Origin of the sequence: Clostridium sp. YIM B02551, assembly GCF_022324735.1 — a bacterium.
GTDB lineage: Bacteria > Bacillota > Clostridia > Clostridiales > Clostridiaceae > Clostridium_T > Clostridium_T paridis.
In genome coordinates, this window is the sequence record NZ_JAKGTF010000001.1 from 94609 (window position 1) to 112575 (window position 17967).

Below are 17967 nucleotides of genomic sequence, written 5' to 3' on the forward strand. Positions count from 1 at the left end.
ATGCTAACTTATAAAGAAGCTGGAGTAAATATTGAAGAAGGTTATAGAAGTGTTGATTTAATAAAAAGATATGCAAAAGAAACTTTAAGCAGCTATGTTTTAAATGGTCTTGGAAGTTTTGCTGGAATGGTTGAGTTACCAGAGGGATATAAAAAGCCAGTTTTAGTTTCAGGTACTGATGGGGTTGGAACTAAACTAGAAATAGCTTTTAAAACCAAAAAATATGATACAGTTGGAATTGACTGTGTTGCTATGTGCGTAAATGATATTTTATGTCATGGAGCAAAGCCATTATTTTTCCTAGATTATATTGCTTGTGGAAAGTTAGAAGCAGAGGTATCAAGTGATTTAGTTAAAGGTGTGTGTGATGGCTGCTTACAGTCAGAAGCTTCATTAATAGGTGGAGAGACAGCAGAAATGCCAGGTTTCTATAAAGAGGGCGAATATGATATAGCTGGTTTTGCTGTAGGAATTGTAGATAAAGATAAGATAATAAATGGAAGTAACATTAATGAAGGAGATGTTCTAATTGGTATTCCTTCATCAGGGTTACATTCAAATGGATTTTCATTAGTTAGAAAGCTTTTTCCTGACATTAATGAGAAATTTAATGGGGAAGAAATATGGAAAATCTTACTTACACCAACTAAGATATATGTTAAACCAATATTAGCACTTTTAGATAAATATGAAATAAAAGGCATGGCACATATAACTGGCGGTGGATTTATAGAGAATGTTCCAAGAATGTTTACTAAAGAAAATCAAACTGCAGTAATTAAAAAAGATTCATATCCTATGCCTGAAATATTCAATTTAATTATTGAAAAAGGCGTAAATAAGGATCATATGTATAACACTTTCAACATGGGAATTGGGTATGTGCTTTGTGTTAATAAAGATGATGCACAAAAGGTAATTAATGAACTTATAAAACTTGGAGAAGAAGCTTATGAGATTGGGTATGTAAGAGCTGGGGGTGAAGGAGTTTGCTTAGAATAGCAGTTTTAGTTTCAGGGAGTGGAAGTAACCTTCAAACAATTATAGATGAAGTTGAAAAAGGTAGTCTAAACTGTGAAATTAAATATGTTATTTCAGACTCTGAAAAGGCTTATGGTTTAGAAAGAGCTAAGAATCATGGCATTGAGGCAATAGCTTTAGATAGAAAAGTATATAAAGGTAAAATCTCAGATGAAATATTAAATATAATTGATGGGCAAGTTGATTTAATTGTATTAGCGGGTTATCTTTCAATTTTAAATGGGGAAATTTTAAGGGTATTTAGAAATAAAATTATTAACATTCATCCTTCTTTAATACCATCATTTAGCGGAGCTGGAATGTATGGAATTAAAGTTCATGAAGCTGCAGTAAAAAAAGGTGTAAAGTATTCAGGGTGTACTGTACATTTTGTTAATGAAGAAGTTGATGGTGGAGAAATTTTATTGCAAGAAGTGGTTCCTGTATTTGCAGAAGACACAGCAGAAACTCTTCAAAAGAGAATTCTTGTAGAGGAACATAAACTTTTACCAAAAGCTATTAAACTTATTTCTGATAAAAAAGTAAAAATAGAAAATGGTAAATGCTATATCTCTAAATAGTTTAGGAGGATAATAAATGATTAAAAGAGCATTAATAAGTGTTTTTAATAAGGATGGAATATTAGACTTTGCTAAGTTTTTACAAGAGAAGAATGTTGAAATTATCTCAACAGGAGGAACTTATAAATATCTAAAGGAAAATGGAATAAATGTTGTTGAAATAAATGAAGTTACAGAATTTCCAGAGATGTTAGACGGAAGAGTTAAAACCTTACATCCTAAAATTCATGGTGGAATTCTTGCTATAAGAGATAACAAGGAACACATGGAAACAATAAAAGAACATGAAATAAATCCAATAGATTTAGTTGTGGTTAATCTATATCCTTTCTTTGAAAAGGTAAAAGAGGATTTGGAATTTGAAGAAAAAGTTGAATTCATTGATATTGGTGGTCCAACTATGCTTAGAGCTGCAGCTAAGAACTTTAATGATGTTGTTGTAATAAGTGATGTAAAAGATTATGAGAAGGTTAAAAATGAAATAAATGAAAACTTAGAAGTAAGTTACAAAACTAAAAAATTACTTGCAGGAAAAGTATTTAACTTAATGAGTGCTTACGATGCTGCTATTTCAAACTTCTTATTAGATGAAGAATATCCAGAATATCTTTCAGTTTCATATAAAAAGCTTCAAGATTTAAGATATGGAGAAAATCCACATCAGAGTGCTGCTTATTATGGATCAACCATGGTTGATGGTTCAATGAATGGCTTTGAAATATTAAATGGAAAAGAATTATCCTACAATAATATAAAAGATTTGGATATAGCATGGAAAGTTGCATGTGAATTTGAAGAAACAGCTTGTTGTGCGCTTAAACATAATACTCCATGTGGAGTAGCTATAGGCTCAGATGTATATGATGCATATATAAAGGCATATGATTGTGATCCAATATCAATTTTTGGTGGAATAGTAGCTGTTAATAAAAAAGTAGATAAGAAAACTGCAGAAGAAATGGCTAAAATATTTTTAGAAATAGTAGCGGCACCAGAATTTGATGAAGATGCTTTAGAAGTATTGAAAACAAAGAAGAACTTAAGAGTACTTAAAATAAAAAATTCTCCTAAAGATAAAAAATATATGGTTACAGTAGATGGTGGTATGTTAATTCAAGAAGAAGATAAGAAATTACTTGATGAATTAAAAGTGGTTACTGAAAAAGCACCATCTAAGGAAGAATTAGATCAACTAACATTTGGTATGAAAGTTGTAAAGTATGTTAAGTCAAATGCAATAGTTGTTGTAAATAATTTTAGAGCCACAGGAATAGGCGGAGGACAAGTAAATAGAATTTGGGCAACTACTGAGGCTTTAGATAGAGGAAAAGGCGCTACAATATTAGCATCAGATGCCTTCTTCCCATTTGGGGACGTGGTGGAAGAAGCAGCTAAACATGGAATAAAAGCCATAATACAACCAGGTGGATCCATAAGAGACAATGAATCTATAGAAAAATGTAACGAAAATGGCATAAGCATGGTGTTTACAGGCGTAAGACACTTTAAACATTAGGGGGACGGTTATGAAGTTATTATTAATTGGCTCAGGTGGAAGAGAGCATGCAATGGCATGGAAATTAGCTCAGAATCCTAAAGTTGAAAAGATTTTTGTAGCTCCAGGTAACGGAGGAACTGCACTAGAAAACAAATGTGAAAACATAAATATATCTGATATTAATGAATTAGTTAATTTCGCAAAAAATGAAAAAATTAATTTAACAGTAGTTGGGCCAGAAGATCCATTAATTAAAGGTGTTGTTGATGAATTTAAAAAGGAAGGACTTAAAGTATTTGGGCCAGAGCAAAGAGCTGCTATGCTGGAGGGAAGCAAAAGTTATTCAAAAGTATTTATGGAAAAGTACGGGGTCAGAACTGCTAAGTATGAGGAATTCTATGATCATATAAAAGCCATTGAATACTTAAAAGATTGCGAATATCCACTTGTGATAAAAGCAGATGGATTAGCAGCGGGCAAAGGGGTTAATATATGCTTTAGCAAAAAGGAAGCAGAAGATACCATATATAGTTTTATGGTAGATGATGTATTTAAAGGGGCAGGAAAGAAAATTATAATTGAAGAATTCCTTGAAGGAGTAGAAGCTTCAATTATAAGCATAACTGATTCAAAGGTTATAATTCCGTTTATTTCAGCAAAGGATCATAAACAGATTCTTGATGGAGGAAAAGGACCAAATACTGGGGGAATGGGTGTTATAGCACCTAATCCATTTGTAAGTGACGAAGTTTTAGTGGATTTTAATGAAAATATACTAAAACCTACATTAAAAGGAATAAAAGAAGAAGGCTATGATTACAAGGGTATTATATTCTTCGGTGTAATGATGACTAAAAAAGGAGCATATCTTCTTGAGTATAATGTGAGACTGGGTGACCCAGAAACTCAAAGTTTACTTTCTTTAATGGAAAGTGATTTCTTAGAATTAATAGAGGCTTCCCTAGATGAAAAACTAGATAGTTATAATATTAAATGGCATGAAGGTGCCTGCTGCAATGTGGTATTAGCTTCAAAAGGATATCCAGGAAATTTTGAAAAAGGCTATGAAATAACTATAGATGATAAAGTTAAAAATAACGTCTTTATAGCTGGGGGACAAATTAAAGATGGAAAGCTTGTAACAGCTGGAGGAAGAGTACTCTCTGTAGTTGGATTAGGAAAAACAATAGAAGAGGCAAAAGCTGCGGCATATAAGAATATTGATAATGTTTCCTTTAAAGATATGTATTTTAGAAAAGATATCGGGGACAGTTAACATATTTGTGAAAAATTATGGGGACGGTTAACAAATAAATGATATATTAAAAACGAGGGGGTTCCTCGTTTTTAATATTTATTAACTATGATATCATATAGATAGTCTTTATAATTTTTAGGAGGTAATGTTATGCAAAATGAATTTACAGAAGATCTAGAAAAGGCTTTAGACAATCTTTATAAAAAGGGCGCTTTTTTAACTGCAAAAGCAGATGGGAAAGCAAATACTATGACTATTAGCTGGGGTTCAATTGGATACATGCATAGAAGACCAGTATTTATGACTCTAGTTCGACTTTCAAGATATACTTATAGTTTGTTAGAAAAAAGTGATAACTTTACAATAAGCATTCCTTATGATGGAAATTTAAAAGAAGCTTTAGGGTTATGTGGATCTAAGTCTGGTAGAGAATTCGATAAAGAGGCAGAAGGCTGGATTAAATATAAAGAAAGCAGTGAGGTTACAGCACCAGTTGTAGAAGGCTGTGGGAAATATTTTGAATGCAAAATATTATTTAAGCAATTATTAGATAAAGAATCATTAACAGAAGATTTAGTTAAAAACTTCTATGGAGATGATGATTATCATATGCTATACTTTGGTGAAATCGTAAAAGCTTATTAAGATAAATAAGAGTGTAATAGGATAAGAAAGCAATAAGTTCTATCCTATTACATAATATGTTAGTTTTATTCTTAATTAACAAAAAGTACATTGACAATGGAAAATTTCTGTAGTATATTTTGATTATCAAATAAAATGATTTGACAATCAAAGTATTTAACTCCAGAATTAATAAACTTACTTGAGCTTAGTAAAGGAGAGAGACTAGATGAATCGTATAGAGCAGGTAATAAATGAGCTCTTAGTTAAAATATTTAATGATATTCTTGTGATTGAACAAAAAACTTTAAAAAGTGGCGTGCTTAATGACTTATCTGTAACTGAAATACATACGATTGAAGCAATTGGTATGTATACAGCAAGAAATATGTCAGAAGTAGCAGCAGATTTAAAGATTACATTGGGAACTCTTACTACAGCGATTAATAAGCTTATTAAAAAAGGGTATGTAGAAAGAAATAGAATTGAAACAGATAGAAGAGTAGTTCAGGTTCAATTAACTAAAAAAGGGAAGCTTGCCTACAGACTTCATGAAAAGTTTCATGGAGATATGATTAAAGATATAGTAGAGGGATTAGAACCCTCAGAAGAGGAAATACTAGTAACATCTTTAAGCAAGTTATCAAAATTTTTCAAGGAAAAAAATGACTTATAAAAAGGAGAAATAAATGATATATAGTAAGTTTCTTTCTGTTGGAGCTTATGCACCTGAAAATATCGTAACAAATGAAGATTTAAGCAAAATTATGGATACATCAGATGAGTGGATAAGTACAAGAACAGGAATTAAAGAAAGAAGAATTTCAAAAAATGAGGACTGTTCAGATTTAGCATATAAAGCAGGAAAAAATGCATTGGAAAAAAGTGGTTTGAAGGCAGAAGACATTGATTTAATAATAGTAGCTACTGTTTCACCAGATATGTTTTTCCCATCAGTAAGTTGTATAGTTCAAGACAAATTAGGAGCTGAAAACGCTACATGCTTTGATCTTAATGCAGCTTGTTCTGGTTTCGTTTATGGATGTATTGTTGCAAGTTCAATGATTAAAACTGGTGAGTATAAGAATGCATTAGTTATAGGGTCAGAAGTATTATCTAAACTTCTAGATTGGGAGGATAGATCAACAGCAGTGCTATTTGGTGATGGTGCTGGTGCAGCTATAATAACAAAATCAGAGACTGAAGGCATAATTGCTGGAGCAACAAGCTCAAATGGAAGTAAGGGAGGTTCACTTTCATGTGGTGCATTAGATGTTAAGTCTCCATTTACTGAAGAAGATAATATAAAACATAAGAAATTAATAATGAATGGAAGAGAAGTATTTAAATTTGCAACTGGAGCAATGGTTGATAATATAAATAAATTACTTGAAAAAACTAATATTTCGTTAGATGAGGTTAAATACATAGTTCCTCATCAAGCAAATGTGAGAATTATAGATTATGTTGCAAGAAAAATAAATGAACCAATAGAAAAGTTCTATATGAACTTAGAAAGATATGGTAATACATCTTCAGCAACGATTCCATTAGTACTTAATGAAATGGATGAAAAGGGATTATTGCAGAAGGGTGATAAAATTATTTTAGTAGGTTTCGGCGCTGGGTTAACCTCTGGAGCCTTAATATTAAATTGGTAAGATCATAAATTAGGAGGATATTTAAATGGTATTTGAAAAAATAAGAGCGATAATAAGTGAGCAACTAGCAATCGAAGAGGATAAGGTTCAATTAGAAACTACATTTGAAGATTTAGGAGCTGATTCATTAGACTTATTCCAAGTAATAATAGAATTAGAAGAAGAGTTTGGAATTCAACTTGAAAATGCAGAAAACATTAAAAGTGTTAAAGATGCTGTAGATTATGTAACAGCGAAAATAGCTTAATAATAAAATAAAACTTATTTAAAGTCAGATATAAGATTTTAATTTTGAAACTTAGTTTGTATTTGTTAGAAGATCGCAGGAAATTGCGATTTTCTGGCATATATAAATCGATAGTTGAACTTAAAATATTTAATATCTGACTTATTAAATAGGAGGATAAGTATGAAAAAAATAGGATTTATATTCGCAGGGCAAGGAGCTCAGTATAGTGGAATGGGTAAGGATATTGCAGAAAAATATCCTTCAGCAATGGAAGTTTATAACAAAGCAAATGATTTAGTAGAATTTGATATTAAGGAACTTTGTTTTAATGGGAGTATTGAGGATTTAAACAAAACTGAAAATACTCAACCAGCCATTTTAACAACAACATTAGCTATTTTAAAAGCTATTGAAGAAGAGGGAATTAAAGCGGAAGGTGCAGCAGGATTAAGTCTTGGAGAATATTCTGCTTTAGTTTATGGAAACGCAATAAAGTTAGAAGATGCTATTCCTTTGGTTAAAAAAAGAGGAAGATTTATGCAAGAAGAAGTCCCAGTAGGTGTAGGTGGAATGGTTGCAGTTCTAAAATTAGATGAGGCTACTGTAAATGAAGTAGTTAAAGAAGCATCAAAAGCTGGGGTAGTAGAGATAGCGAACTTTAATTGTCCCGGACAAATAGTTATATCAGGTGAAAAGCAAGCATTAGAATTAGCTACTGAAATAATAAAAGGAAAAGGTGGTAGAGCATTACCTTTACCAGTGTCAGCTCCTTTTCATAGTTCTATGCTTAAAGGTGCTGGAGATAAGCTGTTAAGTGAATTAAGTAATATAGAAGTAAACACACCAGATTTAGCTGTTTATAAGAACTTAACTGGTACTACCTATGAAAAAAATGAAGATGTTAGGGATGTACTAAGAAAACAATTAATGAGTTCTGTAAGATGGGAAGAAACGATAAATAATATGGTGAAAGATGGATTTAATGTTTTTGTTGAAATAGGTCCAGGAAAAGCCTTAACTAGTTTCGTTAAAAAGATTAATAGAGAAGTTACTACATTTAACGTAGAAAATTTAGAGAGTTTATCAAAAACTTTAGAGGGATTAAAGGAGATTTAAAATGCTTAAAGATAAAACTATTATAGTTACCGGTGCTAATAGAGGGATAGGTAAGGCTATAGCTATAAAGCTTGGAGCTTTAGGAGCAAATGTTATTGTTAACTACAGAGGTAATGAAGTTGAAGCAGCAGAAGTGGTTTCAGAAATAGTTAATGCTGGTGGAAAAGCAGAAAAAGTAAAGGCTGATGTATCCAAATATGCTGATGCAGAATTTTTAATTAATGAAGCAAAGAATATTTTTGGAGAAGTATACGGACTTGTAAATAATGCTGGAATCACAAGAGATACATTGATTCTTAGAATGAAAGAAGAAGATTTTGATGCAGTAATTGAAACAAATCTAAAAGGAGCATTTAACTGTTCAAAAGCAATTACACCAGTGCTATTAAAAGCAAGAGCTGGAAGAATAGTTAATATTTCTTCAGTTGTAGGTATTGCAGGAAATGCAGGTCAAGTAAATTATGCTGCTTCAAAAGCAGGAATAATTGGAATGACAAAATCTTTAGCAAAAGAAATAGGTGCAAGAGGAATAACAGTTAATGCTGTAGCACCAGGATTTATAGAAACAGATATGACAAAAGATTTAAAAGATAATATAAAGGAAGAAATGATTAAAACACTTCCATTAAAAAAACTTGGTCAGGCAGAAGATGTAGCTAATGCTGTAGCATTTTTATTATCAGATGAAAGTTCATATATAACAGGCCAAGTGTTAAATGTAGATGGCGGAATGGTGATGTAAGGAGGAAATAATGAGTAATAGAGTAGTTGTAACTGGGATGGGTGCTGTAACTCCTATAGGAAATAATGCTCAAGACTTTTGGAACAATTGTAAAAATGGAGTTAACGGAATAGATTTTATTAAGGCGTTTGATACAAGCGATTTTGAAGTGAAGATTGCTGCAGAAGTAAAAGATGATTTTACTACTGATGGAGTAATGGAAAAGAAAGAAAGCAGAAGAATGGACAGATTTTCTCAGTTTGCAATTGTAGCTGCTGATGAAGCTATTAAAGATGCTAAACTTGATTTAGATAAAGTTGACAGAGATAGATTAGGTGTTATAATAGGGTCAGGTATTGGCGGTTACAATACCATGGAAACAGAATTCTTCAAGCTTTTTGAAAAAGGAAACAAAAGAGTTTCACCACTATATATCCCAATGGCTATTGGTAATATAGCTGCAGGAAATGTTGCTATAAAATTTGGTGCAAAAGCAATATGTACATCAGTTGTAACAGCTTGTGCATCAGGTACTAATTCTATCGGAGAAGCTTATAGAAATATAAAGCATGGTTATACTGATATAATGATAGCAGGTGGAACAGAAGCACCTATAACAAAATCAGGGGTTTCCGGTTTTACTAACATGAAGGCATTAAACACTACAAATGACAAGGATAGAGCTTCTATACCTTTCGATAAAGAGAGAAGCGGATTTGTTATGGGAGAAGGAGCAGGTATTTTAATACTTGAAAGCCTTGAACATGCACAAAAAAGAGGAGCTAAAATCTATGGAGAAATAGTTGGTTATGGATCAAATTGTGATGCATATCATATTACTTCACCATCACCTGACGGAGAAGGTGCAATGAAGGCAATGAAATTAGCTATAGATGAAGCTGGGATAAAGCCAGAAGAAGTAGGATATATTAATGCTCATGGAACATCTACACCATATAATGATAAATTTGAAACTTTAGCTATAAGAAAATTATTTGGTGAAAAAGCTTACGAAATACCTGTTTCTTCAACTAAGTCTATGACAGGACATTTGCTTGGAGCAGCAGGAGCAGTAGAAGCAATAGTTTGTATAAAAGCAATGGAAGAAAATTTTGTTCCTCCAACTATTGGATATAAGGTTAAGGACGAGGAATGTGACCTTGACTATGTACCTAATAAAGGAAAAACTGCAGATGTAAAATATGCATTGACCAATTCTCTAGGATTTGGTGGACATAATGCAACCTTGTTAATTAAAAAATGGGATTAGGAGTAACTCAATATGAAAATTGAAGAAGTTAAAGAACTTATTAATTTAATAAATGAATCTGATTTAGCTTTATTTGAATTTAAAACAGATGACTGTTATTTAAAAATGGATAAATCAACCACAAGAAGTAGTGAAATAAAGGAAGTAGTAACAGCTGCAAGTCCAGTTCCAGTAGCTAATATTACTAGTTCAGAAACTACAATAGTTAATAAAGAAGAAACTACAATAAGTGCACCAGTACTAGAGGGATACATTGTAAAATCTCCAATAGTAGGTACATTTTATATGTCTCCATCACCTGATAAGGCATCTTATGTTGAAGTTGGTAAGAGAGTTAAACAAGGTGATACTTTATGCATAATAGAAGCTATGAAACTTATGAATGAAATTGAAAGTGAAGTAAGTGGAGAAGTTCTTGAGATATTAGTTGAAAATGAAAGTATGGTTGAGTTTGGTCAACCGTTATTTAGAATTAGGAGGGATTAAGATGCTAGGTGTAAAAGAAATAAGAGAAATTATACCACATAGATATCCATTTCTATTAATAGATAGGGTTGAGGAATTAGAACCAGGAATTAGAGCTAAAGGTTATAAAAATTTAACAGCTAATGAAGAATTTTTCCAAGGACATTTTCCAGAAGAACCTGTTATGCCTGGAGTATTAATGATAGAAGCTTTAGCACAAATGGGAGCAGTTTCAATATTAAGCAAAGAAGAATTTAAAGGAAAAACTGCTTTCTTAGCAGGTATAGATAAGGTAAGATATAAGAGAAAAGTTGTTCCTGGAGATAAATTAGAATTAGAAATTGAAATAATAAAAGTTAAAGGCCCAATTGGAATAGGAAAAGGAACTGCTAAAGTAGATGGGAAAATAGCATGTCAAGGAGAAATTCTCTTTGCAATAGGATAGGTGAGAGTATGTTTAAGAAAATACTAATAGCAAATAGAGGAGAAATAGCAGTAAGAATCATTAGAGCTTGTAGAGAGTTGGGAATTAAATCTGTAGCAGTATATTCTGAAATAGATAAGGATGCACTACACACTCAATTAGCTGATGAAGCTGTTTGTATAGGTAAAGCAGCTGCGAAAGATAGTTATTTAAATATACAAAATATTCTAAGCGCTTGCGTTTTAACAGGTGCAGAAGCAATTCATCCTGGATTTGGATTTCTTTCAGAGAATGCAAAGTTTGCGAAAATGTGTGCTGAATGTAATATAAAGTTTATAGGACCAGACTATGAAGCAATTGAGCTTATGGGAAACAAAGCGGTTGCAAGGGAAACTATGAGAAAAGCAGGAGTTCCTATAACACCAGGATTTGAAGGAATAATAGAAAATGAAAATCATGCTTTAGAAATTGCAGAAGAAATAGGATATCCAGTTATGATAAAAGCTGCTGCCGGTGGTGGTGGAAGAGGAATAAGAATAGCCTTTAATAAAGACGAATTCTTAAATGGATATAATACTGCAAAGGCTGAAGCTTTAACTTGTTTTGGTGATGACAGACTATATATTGAAAAATATATACAAGGACCTAAACATATAGAATTTCAAATTCTTGCTGATGAGCACGGAAAAGTAGTTCATCTTGGAGAAAGAGACTGTTCAATTCAAAGAAAAAACCAAAAAGTTATTGAGGAAGCTCCATCATTAATTTTAGATGAAGAATTAAGAGCTAAAATGGGAGAAATTTCAGTAAAGGCAGCTGAAGCTGTAAATTATAAAAATGCAGGGACGATTGAGTTTTTAGTAGATAAGGATAAGAATTTCTATTTTATGGAGATGAACACTAGGATTCAAGTTGAGCATCCAATTACAGAAATGGTTACTGGGATAGATTTAGTAAAAGAACAAATTAAAATAGCTTATGGTATACCATTAGATTTTAGTCAAGAAGATATTGTAATAAAAGGCCATGCTATTGAATGTAGAATAAATGCTGAGGACCCAAGCCAAGGGTTTAGACCATGTCCTGGTACTATTGAACAAATTATATTCCCAGGTGGATTTGGTGTAAGAGTAGATTCTGCTATATATGGAGGATATAAGATTCCTCATTGTTATGATTCAATGATAGGAAAACTAATCGTTCATGGTAAAACAAGAGAAGAAGCTATCATGAGAATGAAAAGAGCTCTTGGTGAATTTGCTATAGGTGGAGTAAATAACAATATTGATTTTCAATTCGATATATTAGAAAATGAAGATTTTGTTAAAGGAAATTTTGATACTTCATTCTTAAAAGAAAAGTTGGTGATTGAATAATGCTAGAGGGGCTACTTAAAAAGAGAACCTATATCACTGTATCATCAGTACCAATTAAAAAAGAGGAAAAAGGAAAGATTAAAGCAAGTGAAGTAAGACCAACTATACCTGATGGTATGTGGTGTAAGTGTCCAGATTGTGGGGCAATACTTTATAATGAAGATGTTGAAAAAAATCTTGGAGTATGTAATAAATGCAACTATCACTTTAGAATAGACGGAAAGTATAGACTTAACTTAGTGGCAGATGAAGGAACCTTTGAAGAGTTTTTTGGGGATATTACTAGTGTAGATCCACTAAACTTTGAGGGGTACAAGGAAAAGTTGGTAAAAGCCGAAGAAAAAGCGTCTATTAAAGAAGCCGTTATAACTGGAACTTGTAAAATAGATGGTAAGAAGGTTGCAATTGGGGTTATGGACTCTAATTTTATGATGGGAAGTATGGGAACTGTAGTTGGGGAAAAAATAACTAGATTAATAGAATTAGCTACAGATGAAGCTCTACCCTTAATCATTTTTACAACTTCAGGTGGTGCAAGAATGCAAGAGGGAATATTCTCACTTATGCAAATGGCAAAAATCAGTGGAGCACTTAAAAGACATTCATTAAAAGGCTTACTTTATATAGCATTTTTAACTGATCCTACAACTGGAGGGGTTACTGCTTCCTTCGCTATGGAGGGAGATATTATCCTTAGTGAACCAGGTACACTTATAGGTTTTGCAGGAAGAAGGGTAATTGAAAATACAATTAATCAAGAACTTCCTAAGAATTTTCAAAGAGCAGAGTTTCTATTAGAAAAGGGATTTATTGATAGTATTATCAATAGAAAAGAACTTAAAGAAATCCTTTCAAAAATACTGAAACTGCATGAGGTGAAGTAAATGGAGAGAAAGTCTATTAAAAAACTAACGGCTTGGGAAAGAGTTGAGATTGCAAGAAAGCAAGATAGACCCAATGCCTTATATTATATAAACAACATATGTGATAGTTTTATAGAATTTCATGGAGACAGAGCCTTTGCAGATGATAAATCAGTAGTTGGAGGAATCGGTGAAATTGAAGGCATAAATGTAACCATTATTGGAATAGTAAAAGGAAATAATGCCAAGGAAAACATTGAAAGAAACTTTGGTATGCCTAATCCAGAGGGGTACAAAAAAGCTCTTAGATTAATGAAGCAGGCAGAAAAGTTTAAGAGACCTATCATCTGCTTAATAGATACTCCTGGAGCTTATCCAGGTATAGGTGCAGAAGAAAGAGGCCAAGGATATGCGATTGCTCAAAATCTACAAGAAATGTTTGATATAAAAGTACCTATAATTTCTATAATTATAGGAGAAGGTGGAAGTGGTGGAGCATTAGCATTAGGTGTTGGAGATAGAGTATTCATGCTTGAAAATGCTATTTATTCTATACTTACACCAGAAGGATTTGCATCAATTCTATGGAAAGATGCAAGCCGTTCTAAAGAGGCTGCAGAAGTAATGGGAATAACAGCACAAGAATTATTAGATTCTGGAATTATAGATAAAGTTATAAGAGAGCCAATTGGAGGAGCACATATTAATCCTGATAAAATGGCTTGGAGATTAAAAAGAAAAATACTACCTGAGCTTGAAATATTAAGAGCAATGAATACAGAAGAACTATTAGAAGCTCGTTATAATAAGTTTAGAGCAATGGGGAATTTTTATTAGATATAAAAGTAGGTGCATGTTAATGATATTTAAATCATTAACATGCACCTTTAATATTTTATTTTTTTTCTCTTCTCTTTTTACTTGATTGATAGAAATAATATGCTCCTATAGGAATAATTAAAACACCAGCAGTAATTTGATTTATGTAACCTAGATCATACAGCGCCATTAATGCTAACAATTCAAGCAATGGTGCTAAAGAAAGCTTTAAAAAATCGTCTTTACTTTTCTTTCCTTTATAAACATTGTAAGCATCAAATAATAGAAGTGCTACAAGAATTACGTATACTAACATCATTAGTTCCCCTTTTCTAAGTAATAACAGGTTGATTATAACATAAATAAAGTAAATTAACCAATAGGACAAAATAAAATAGTAACAAAATGTCTAAAAATACGGGATTAACATAAGAGAATAAATAAATAAAAAAACAGAAGTTTTAATACTTCTGTTTTGATATGTATTAGTAAATTTATTAATTTACATTATGCAACATTTTCTTTTTTACCATCTAAATTCAATACTGAACCTTTAGAAAGTGCTTTAGCTAAAGCCATTGAAATTACACCATCAACACAGTGATGAATAACAGAACCAACACCAACAACAACTAGTACTTTAAATACTGTAAATCCAAATGGAATTACAGCAATAGCTTCTAGTGCGCCGTGGATTGGTGCGGTAATTAAAATAACATATTTGAATGGAACCTTTTTCTTAACTAAGTATGCACCGACACCACCTACAACTGTGTGCATTAAGGCTCTTGCAGCTATGACTAATGGTGAAGTTATAAAGAAACCAATAGCAGAACCGAATCCAACTGCTATTGCAACTGGTGGACTAATTAACATTGCAATAAATAATGGAACATGAGAAGCAATAGTAGCCGTGAATGGACCAATTATAACCTTTAAAAATCCAAAGTATAAAGGAATTATAATAGATATTGCTATAAGTAGTGCTGCATAAATCATATTTTTTATTCTAGATTGCATAGTAATCCTCCTACAATTCAAGTGTATATACATCAGTATACAAGTTGTCTTTGGATTTGTAAATACCCTATTTAAATATGGCAAAAACTATAAATATTTACTAAAAAAGTAGCAAGTGTGATATAATGACACTATGTAAATTATAGGAAATAAGTAGGAGTATTTTAATAACAAGTTATAGTATTTTTGGAGGTATAAGATGATTGAGATTAACAACATAACAAAGAAATACGGTAAGTTTATAGCAATTAAAAATATTGATTTTAAAGTTGATGAAGGTGAGATTGCAGTTCTAGTTGGACCAAATGGAGCGGGAAAGTCAACAATAATTAAATCAATTGCAGGACTTTTGAGATACGAAGGAAAAATAACCATATGCGGAAAAAATAATAAAACTATAGAGGGAAAAAGACTGTTTAATTACGTACCTGAAATTCCTTCAATGTATCCATTACTAACTGTAGATGAACATTTGCATTTTATTGCTAAAGCTTATGGTATATCAAATTATAAAGAACATGCTGAGATGTTATTAGAAAAATTTGATATGACAGATAAGAGGAAAAAGTTAGGACAAGAGTTATCTAAAGGGATGCAACAAAAAGTAAGTATAATGTGTGCATTATTAACAAATCCTAAAGTAATTTTATTTGATGAGCCATTAATAGGATTAGATCCAAAAGCTATTAAAGAACTAAAAAAACACTTGCTTGAATTAAAAAATCAAGGTGTGACTATCATAGTCAGCACTCACTTACTAGATAGTGTTGAAGAGTTATGGGATAGAATAATATTAATGAAGAATGGAGAGATTGTTTTATCAAAATCTAAAAATGAATTCCAATTGGAGAAGGAAAGTTTAGAAGACATATTCTTTGAGTTTACGGAGGGAAACTAAATGAAGGCATTAATATATTTATTAAGAAAATCTCTAATTAACTTCATTTTAGATTTAAGGAAGAAACCTTCAAAACTAATACCTATGATTATAATTGTGGGATTTCTAATATTTACTTTTGTAGTTTCAGCTAAAGGAGGGAGTAGGAATATCCCAAGTAATATATCAGCTAAATATATAGTAGCTTTTGGTACAATAGGCCTAATTGGAATTTTACTCCTAGCATTAATTAACGGGCTAAATAAAAGGTCATCACATTTTTACATGAGTGATGTAAATTTTGCATTTACAGCTCCAATAAGACCACAAAATATGTTGATTTATGAATTTGTAAAAAGCATATCTTCTACGTTGTTTTTCATGGTGTTCTTATTATATCAAATACCTAATTTAAGAGTTAATTTAGGTATAACTGGTGCAGGAATAGTAGGACTATTAGTTACAATAGGATTATTTTTTATTACAGTAACAGTAATATCTATTTTCTTATATAGTCTTTGTTCTATTTATCCAAGCCTTAAAAACATATTGTCATATTTATTTAAGGGAATTGCAGTTGCCATAGTTTTATTCACAGGAATAAAAATACTACCGGATAAATCTAAAGCATTAGAAATAGTAGTTGGAATATATAATAATGATATTATTAATTATATACCTTTAGTTGGATGGTATAAAGGTATGATATATGAATCCATAGTAGGTATTAACAGTATATTCTTCGTATATCTGACACTAAATATCTTATTAATCGGAGTTGTATTAACTATACTTTATTATATAAAACTTGATTATTATGAGGATGTATTAGATGATGCTCAGCTTAAAGAAGATGCGTTAAAGTTAAAGACTAAGCAAATAAATGCGAAGGAATTCCAATATGGTAGAAAAGGTAAAAGAAAGATAAGAAAAATAAGTTCAGAATATACCGCTTCCTATGGAAAGGCTATTTTCTATAGACATCTTTTAGAATATAGAAAAACTGGTTTCGGGGTTGTAAATTTATATACAGGGTTTATGGTTATATGTGCGTTTATTTTCGGGAAGTTTATGCATGTTGGTGAAATAACTCCATTACTATATTTTTATGCTTATCTTTCAGCTATAAGCTCCTTTGGAACAAAGATTCATACTGAAATGTCAAAACCATATATATTTTTAATTCCGGATACTCAAGAAAGCAAGGTGTTTTGGGCAACACTAGCATCTTCTTTTAAATTTCTAGTTGATGGAACATTGAGTTTCCTACTTGCAGGAGTGTTGTTACTTACAAATCCTATTGAAATAGTATTATGTATAGCAGTTTACGTATCATTTGGATTTGTATTTATTTATGGAGGTGTATTGAACTATAGATTATTTGGAAGTTTAGCGTCTAACTCTCTAAAGGGAATTTTAATGATGGTAAGTATCTTTGTATATATTTTACCAGGAATAATTGCTGCAGTAGTAATATCAAGCACTCTTAATTTTTTAGGTCACTATGCTATATATTGTTCATTCTTAATTTGGAATATATTGGTTTCTTTTATTATTATCCAATTTGCTAAAGGTGTACTTAATAATTGTGAATTAGAATAAAGAAAAAGAGTCAAAAGTACTAATCTAAAATCATAATTTCTGTTATACTAACATTAGTACATCAGAAGAAAAGAGGGTTAATATGGATAGTGTACAAGTAGCAAAGTTTGCTACAAGAATGGCTATTTCAGCTAGAGATGAAGAAGGTAAGTTAAGAGAAGAATTTGAAAAGTTAGGAGCAAAAGTTTGCGCAGTTGATATTGGAGGAAATATTAACAGCTCAATACAAAAAATATTAGAAAGAGCTTTAGTTGCCTCAAAAAGATGTGGACTAATACGAGATGAACATTTGCATGAAGGGGCAGTAATAGGAGCGTGTAGAGATGCTATAATGGAGGTATCTGCAAAGGCTAGCAGTCAAAATATTGGTGGGAAAATTGGTATAGCAACTGCAGGTGAACATTTAAGTGTCTGTATATTTTTGAGCATAGGATTGCTTCATTTAAATGAAGTTGTAATTGGACTTGGACATAGAGCAATACCAAGGTAATATAAATTTTATTAAGAATAATAGAATGTAAGTTTTGGAAGAAATAATGCCCA

Annotated in this window: 21 protein-coding genes; 19 read left to right on the top strand and 2 right to left on the bottom strand. The window is 31.5% G+C overall.

Annotated elements, in window-relative coordinates; translation table 11 throughout:
* The 16 genes from purM to L1S47_RS00560 all read left to right on the top strand — a co-directional run bounded on the left by purM (position 1) and on the right by L1S47_RS00560 (position 13943).
* Positions 1-1002 carry a phosphoribosylformylglycinamidine cyclo-ligase gene (gene purM / locus L1S47_RS00485; protein ID WP_238881401.1) on the top strand — a complete coding sequence of 334 codons (1002 nt, stop codon included), beginning with the start codon at positions 1-3 and terminating at the stop codon, positions 1000-1002.
* Complete coding sequence (gene purN / locus L1S47_RS00490; RefSeq protein ID WP_238881403.1) at positions 990-1601, top strand: phosphoribosylglycinamide formyltransferase; 612 nt, start codon at positions 990-992, stop codon at positions 1599-1601. Before purM ends, purN begins: the two co-directional genes overlap by 13 nt.
* A 16-nt stretch (positions 1602-1617) precedes the next feature.
* The gene (gene purH / locus L1S47_RS00495; protein WP_238881405.1) at positions 1618-3117 is read left to right on the top strand and encodes a bifunctional phosphoribosylaminoimidazolecarboxamide formyltransferase/IMP cyclohydrolase; all 1500 of its coding nucleotides are present in this window, start codon (positions 1618-1620) and stop codon (positions 3115-3117) included.
* 10 nt (positions 3118-3127) lie between these two features.
* On the top strand, positions 3128-4375 hold the full coding sequence (purD, locus tag L1S47_RS00500; protein WP_238881414.1) for a phosphoribosylamine--glycine ligase: 1248 nt from the start codon (positions 3128-3130) through the stop codon (positions 4373-4375).
* Positions 4376-4507: 132 nt separating this feature from the next.
* Positions 4508-5002, top strand: coding sequence for a flavin reductase family protein (locus tag L1S47_RS00505; RefSeq protein WP_238881416.1), 495 nt, complete (start codon positions 4508-4510; stop codon positions 5000-5002).
* A gap of 208 nt (positions 5003-5210) precedes the next feature.
* A complete protein-coding gene (locus L1S47_RS00510) occupies positions 5211-5657 on the top strand; it encodes a MarR family winged helix-turn-helix transcriptional regulator (RefSeq protein WP_202767425.1) in 447 nt (148 codons plus the stop codon).
* A gap of 13 nt (positions 5658-5670) precedes the next feature.
* Positions 5671-6642, top strand: a complete 972-nt coding sequence (locus L1S47_RS00515) for a beta-ketoacyl-ACP synthase III (protein ID WP_238881418.1) — start codon at positions 5671-5673, stop codon at positions 6640-6642.
* A 25-nt stretch (positions 6643-6667) separates the two neighbouring features.
* A complete protein-coding gene (gene acpP / locus L1S47_RS00520) occupies positions 6668-6889 on the top strand; it encodes an acyl carrier protein (RefSeq protein ID WP_202767423.1) in 222 nt (73 codons plus the stop codon).
* A gap of 162 nt (positions 6890-7051) precedes the next feature.
* The gene (gene fabD, locus L1S47_RS00525) at positions 7052-7987 is read left to right on the top strand and encodes an ACP S-malonyltransferase (RefSeq protein WP_238881421.1); all 936 of its coding nucleotides are present in this window, start codon (positions 7052-7054) and stop codon (positions 7985-7987) included.
* Position 7988: 1 nt separating this feature from the next.
* Positions 7989-8729: a 3-oxoacyl-[acyl-carrier-protein] reductase gene (gene fabG / locus L1S47_RS00530; RefSeq protein WP_238881424.1), complete on the top strand. Its 741-nt coding sequence runs from the start codon at positions 7989-7991 to the stop codon at positions 8727-8729.
* 10 nt (positions 8730-8739) lie between these two features.
* Positions 8740-9978: a beta-ketoacyl-ACP synthase II gene (gene fabF / locus L1S47_RS00535; protein WP_238881427.1), complete on the top strand. Its 1239-nt coding sequence runs from the start codon at positions 8740-8742 to the stop codon at positions 9976-9978.
* A 12-nt stretch (positions 9979-9990) separates the two neighbouring features.
* Positions 9991-10464, top strand: coding sequence for an acetyl-CoA carboxylase biotin carboxyl carrier protein (gene accB, locus L1S47_RS00540; RefSeq protein ID WP_238881429.1), 474 nt, complete (start codon positions 9991-9993; stop codon positions 10462-10464).
* Between the two features lies 1 nt (position 10465).
* Positions 10466-10888, top strand: coding sequence for a 3-hydroxyacyl-ACP dehydratase FabZ (fabZ, locus tag L1S47_RS00545; RefSeq protein WP_202767418.1), 423 nt, complete (start codon positions 10466-10468; stop codon positions 10886-10888).
* A gap of 8 nt (positions 10889-10896) precedes the next feature.
* On the top strand, positions 10897-12243 hold the full coding sequence (locus tag L1S47_RS00550; protein WP_202767417.1) for an acetyl-CoA carboxylase biotin carboxylase subunit: 1347 nt from the start codon (positions 10897-10899) through the stop codon (positions 12241-12243).
* Positions 12243-13127 (top strand): acetyl-CoA carboxylase, carboxyltransferase subunit beta, encoded by an 885-nt coding sequence (gene accD, locus L1S47_RS00555; protein ID WP_238881431.1) that lies wholly within the window; start codon positions 12243-12245, stop codon positions 13125-13127. Before L1S47_RS00550 ends, accD begins: the two co-directional genes overlap by 1 nt.
* Positions 13128-13943 carry an acetyl-CoA carboxylase carboxyltransferase subunit alpha gene (locus tag L1S47_RS00560; protein ID WP_202767415.1) on the top strand — a complete coding sequence of 272 codons (816 nt, stop codon included), beginning with the start codon at positions 13128-13130 and terminating at the stop codon, positions 13941-13943.
* A gap of 58 nt (positions 13944-14001) precedes the next feature.
* Here L1S47_RS00560 and L1S47_RS00565 read toward each other — a convergent pair whose 3' ends face one another.
* Both L1S47_RS00565 and L1S47_RS00570 read right to left on the bottom strand, forming a co-directional pair.
* Complete coding sequence (locus tag L1S47_RS00565) at positions 14002-14241, bottom strand: hypothetical protein (protein WP_202767414.1); 240 nt, start codon at positions 14239-14241, stop codon at positions 14002-14004.
* Positions 14242-14432: 191 nt separating this feature from the next.
* Complete coding sequence (locus L1S47_RS00570; RefSeq protein ID WP_202767413.1) at positions 14433-14945, bottom strand: ECF transporter S component; 513 nt, start codon at positions 14943-14945, stop codon at positions 14433-14435.
* Positions 14946-15144: 199 nt separating this feature from the next.
* Between L1S47_RS00570 and L1S47_RS00575 the strand changes: the two genes are divergently transcribed.
* The 3 genes from L1S47_RS00575 to L1S47_RS00585 all read left to right on the top strand — a co-directional run bounded on the left by L1S47_RS00575 (position 15145) and on the right by L1S47_RS00585 (position 17914).
* Positions 15145-15843 (top strand): ABC transporter ATP-binding protein, encoded by a 699-nt coding sequence (locus L1S47_RS00575; protein WP_238881433.1) that lies wholly within the window; start codon positions 15145-15147, stop codon positions 15841-15843.
* Complete coding sequence (locus tag L1S47_RS00580) at positions 15844-17424, top strand: putative ABC exporter domain-containing protein (RefSeq protein WP_238881436.1); 1581 nt, start codon at positions 15844-15846, stop codon at positions 17422-17424.
* An 82-nt stretch (positions 17425-17506) separates the two neighbouring features.
* Positions 17507-17914 (top strand): HutP family protein, encoded by a 408-nt coding sequence (locus tag L1S47_RS00585; protein WP_202767410.1) that lies wholly within the window; start codon positions 17507-17509, stop codon positions 17912-17914.
* The last annotated feature ends 53 nt before the right edge of the window (positions 17915-17967 follow it).

Coding starts and splice junctions, on each gene's coding strand:
- L1S47_RS00565 (WP_202767414.1), bottom strand. CDS start 14,241: ATGTTAGTATACGTAATTCTTGTAGCACTTCTATTATTTGATGCTTAC.
- purM (WP_238881401.1), top strand. CDS start 1: ATGCTAACTTATAAAGAAGCTGGAGTAAATATTGAAGAAGGTTATAGA.
- accD (WP_238881431.1), top strand. CDS start 12,243: ATGCTAGAGGGGCTACTTAAAAAGAGAACCTATATCACTGTATCATCA.
- fabG (WP_238881424.1), top strand. CDS start 7,989: ATGCTTAAAGATAAAACTATTATAGTTACCGGTGCTAATAGAGGGATA.
- L1S47_RS00585 (WP_202767410.1), top strand. CDS start 17,507: ATGGATAGTGTACAAGTAGCAAAGTTTGCTACAAGAATGGCTATTTCA.
- accB (WP_238881429.1), top strand. CDS start 9,991: ATGAAAATTGAAGAAGTTAAAGAACTTATTAATTTAATAAATGAATCT.
- L1S47_RS00560 (WP_202767415.1), top strand. CDS start 13,128: ATGGAGAGAAAGTCTATTAAAAAACTAACGGCTTGGGAAAGAGTTGAG.
- purD (WP_238881414.1), top strand. CDS start 3,128: ATGAAGTTATTATTAATTGGCTCAGGTGGAAGAGAGCATGCAATGGCA.
- L1S47_RS00515 (WP_238881418.1), top strand. CDS start 5,671: ATGATATATAGTAAGTTTCTTTCTGTTGGAGCTTATGCACCTGAAAAT.
- fabF (WP_238881427.1), top strand. CDS start 8,740: ATGAGTAATAGAGTAGTTGTAACTGGGATGGGTGCTGTAACTCCTATA.
- L1S47_RS00575 (WP_238881433.1), top strand. CDS start 15,145: ATGATTGAGATTAACAACATAACAAAGAAATACGGTAAGTTTATAGCA.
- acpP (WP_202767423.1), top strand. CDS start 6,668: ATGGTATTTGAAAAAATAAGAGCGATAATAAGTGAGCAACTAGCAATC.
- L1S47_RS00550 (WP_202767417.1), top strand. CDS start 10,897: ATGTTTAAGAAAATACTAATAGCAAATAGAGGAGAAATAGCAGTAAGA.
- L1S47_RS00505 (WP_238881416.1), top strand. CDS start 4,508: ATGCAAAATGAATTTACAGAAGATCTAGAAAAGGCTTTAGACAATCTT.
- fabD (WP_238881421.1), top strand. CDS start 7,052: ATGAAAAAAATAGGATTTATATTCGCAGGGCAAGGAGCTCAGTATAGT.
- L1S47_RS00570 (WP_202767413.1), bottom strand. CDS start 14,945: ATGCAATCTAGAATAAAAAATATGATTTATGCAGCACTACTTATAGCA.
- L1S47_RS00580 (WP_238881436.1), top strand. CDS start 15,844: ATGAAGGCATTAATATATTTATTAAGAAAATCTCTAATTAACTTCATT.
- purH (WP_238881405.1), top strand. CDS start 1,618: ATGATTAAAAGAGCATTAATAAGTGTTTTTAATAAGGATGGAATATTA.
- fabZ (WP_202767418.1), top strand. CDS start 10,466: ATGCTAGGTGTAAAAGAAATAAGAGAAATTATACCACATAGATATCCA.
- L1S47_RS00510 (WP_202767425.1), top strand. CDS start 5,211: ATGAATCGTATAGAGCAGGTAATAAATGAGCTCTTAGTTAAAATATTT.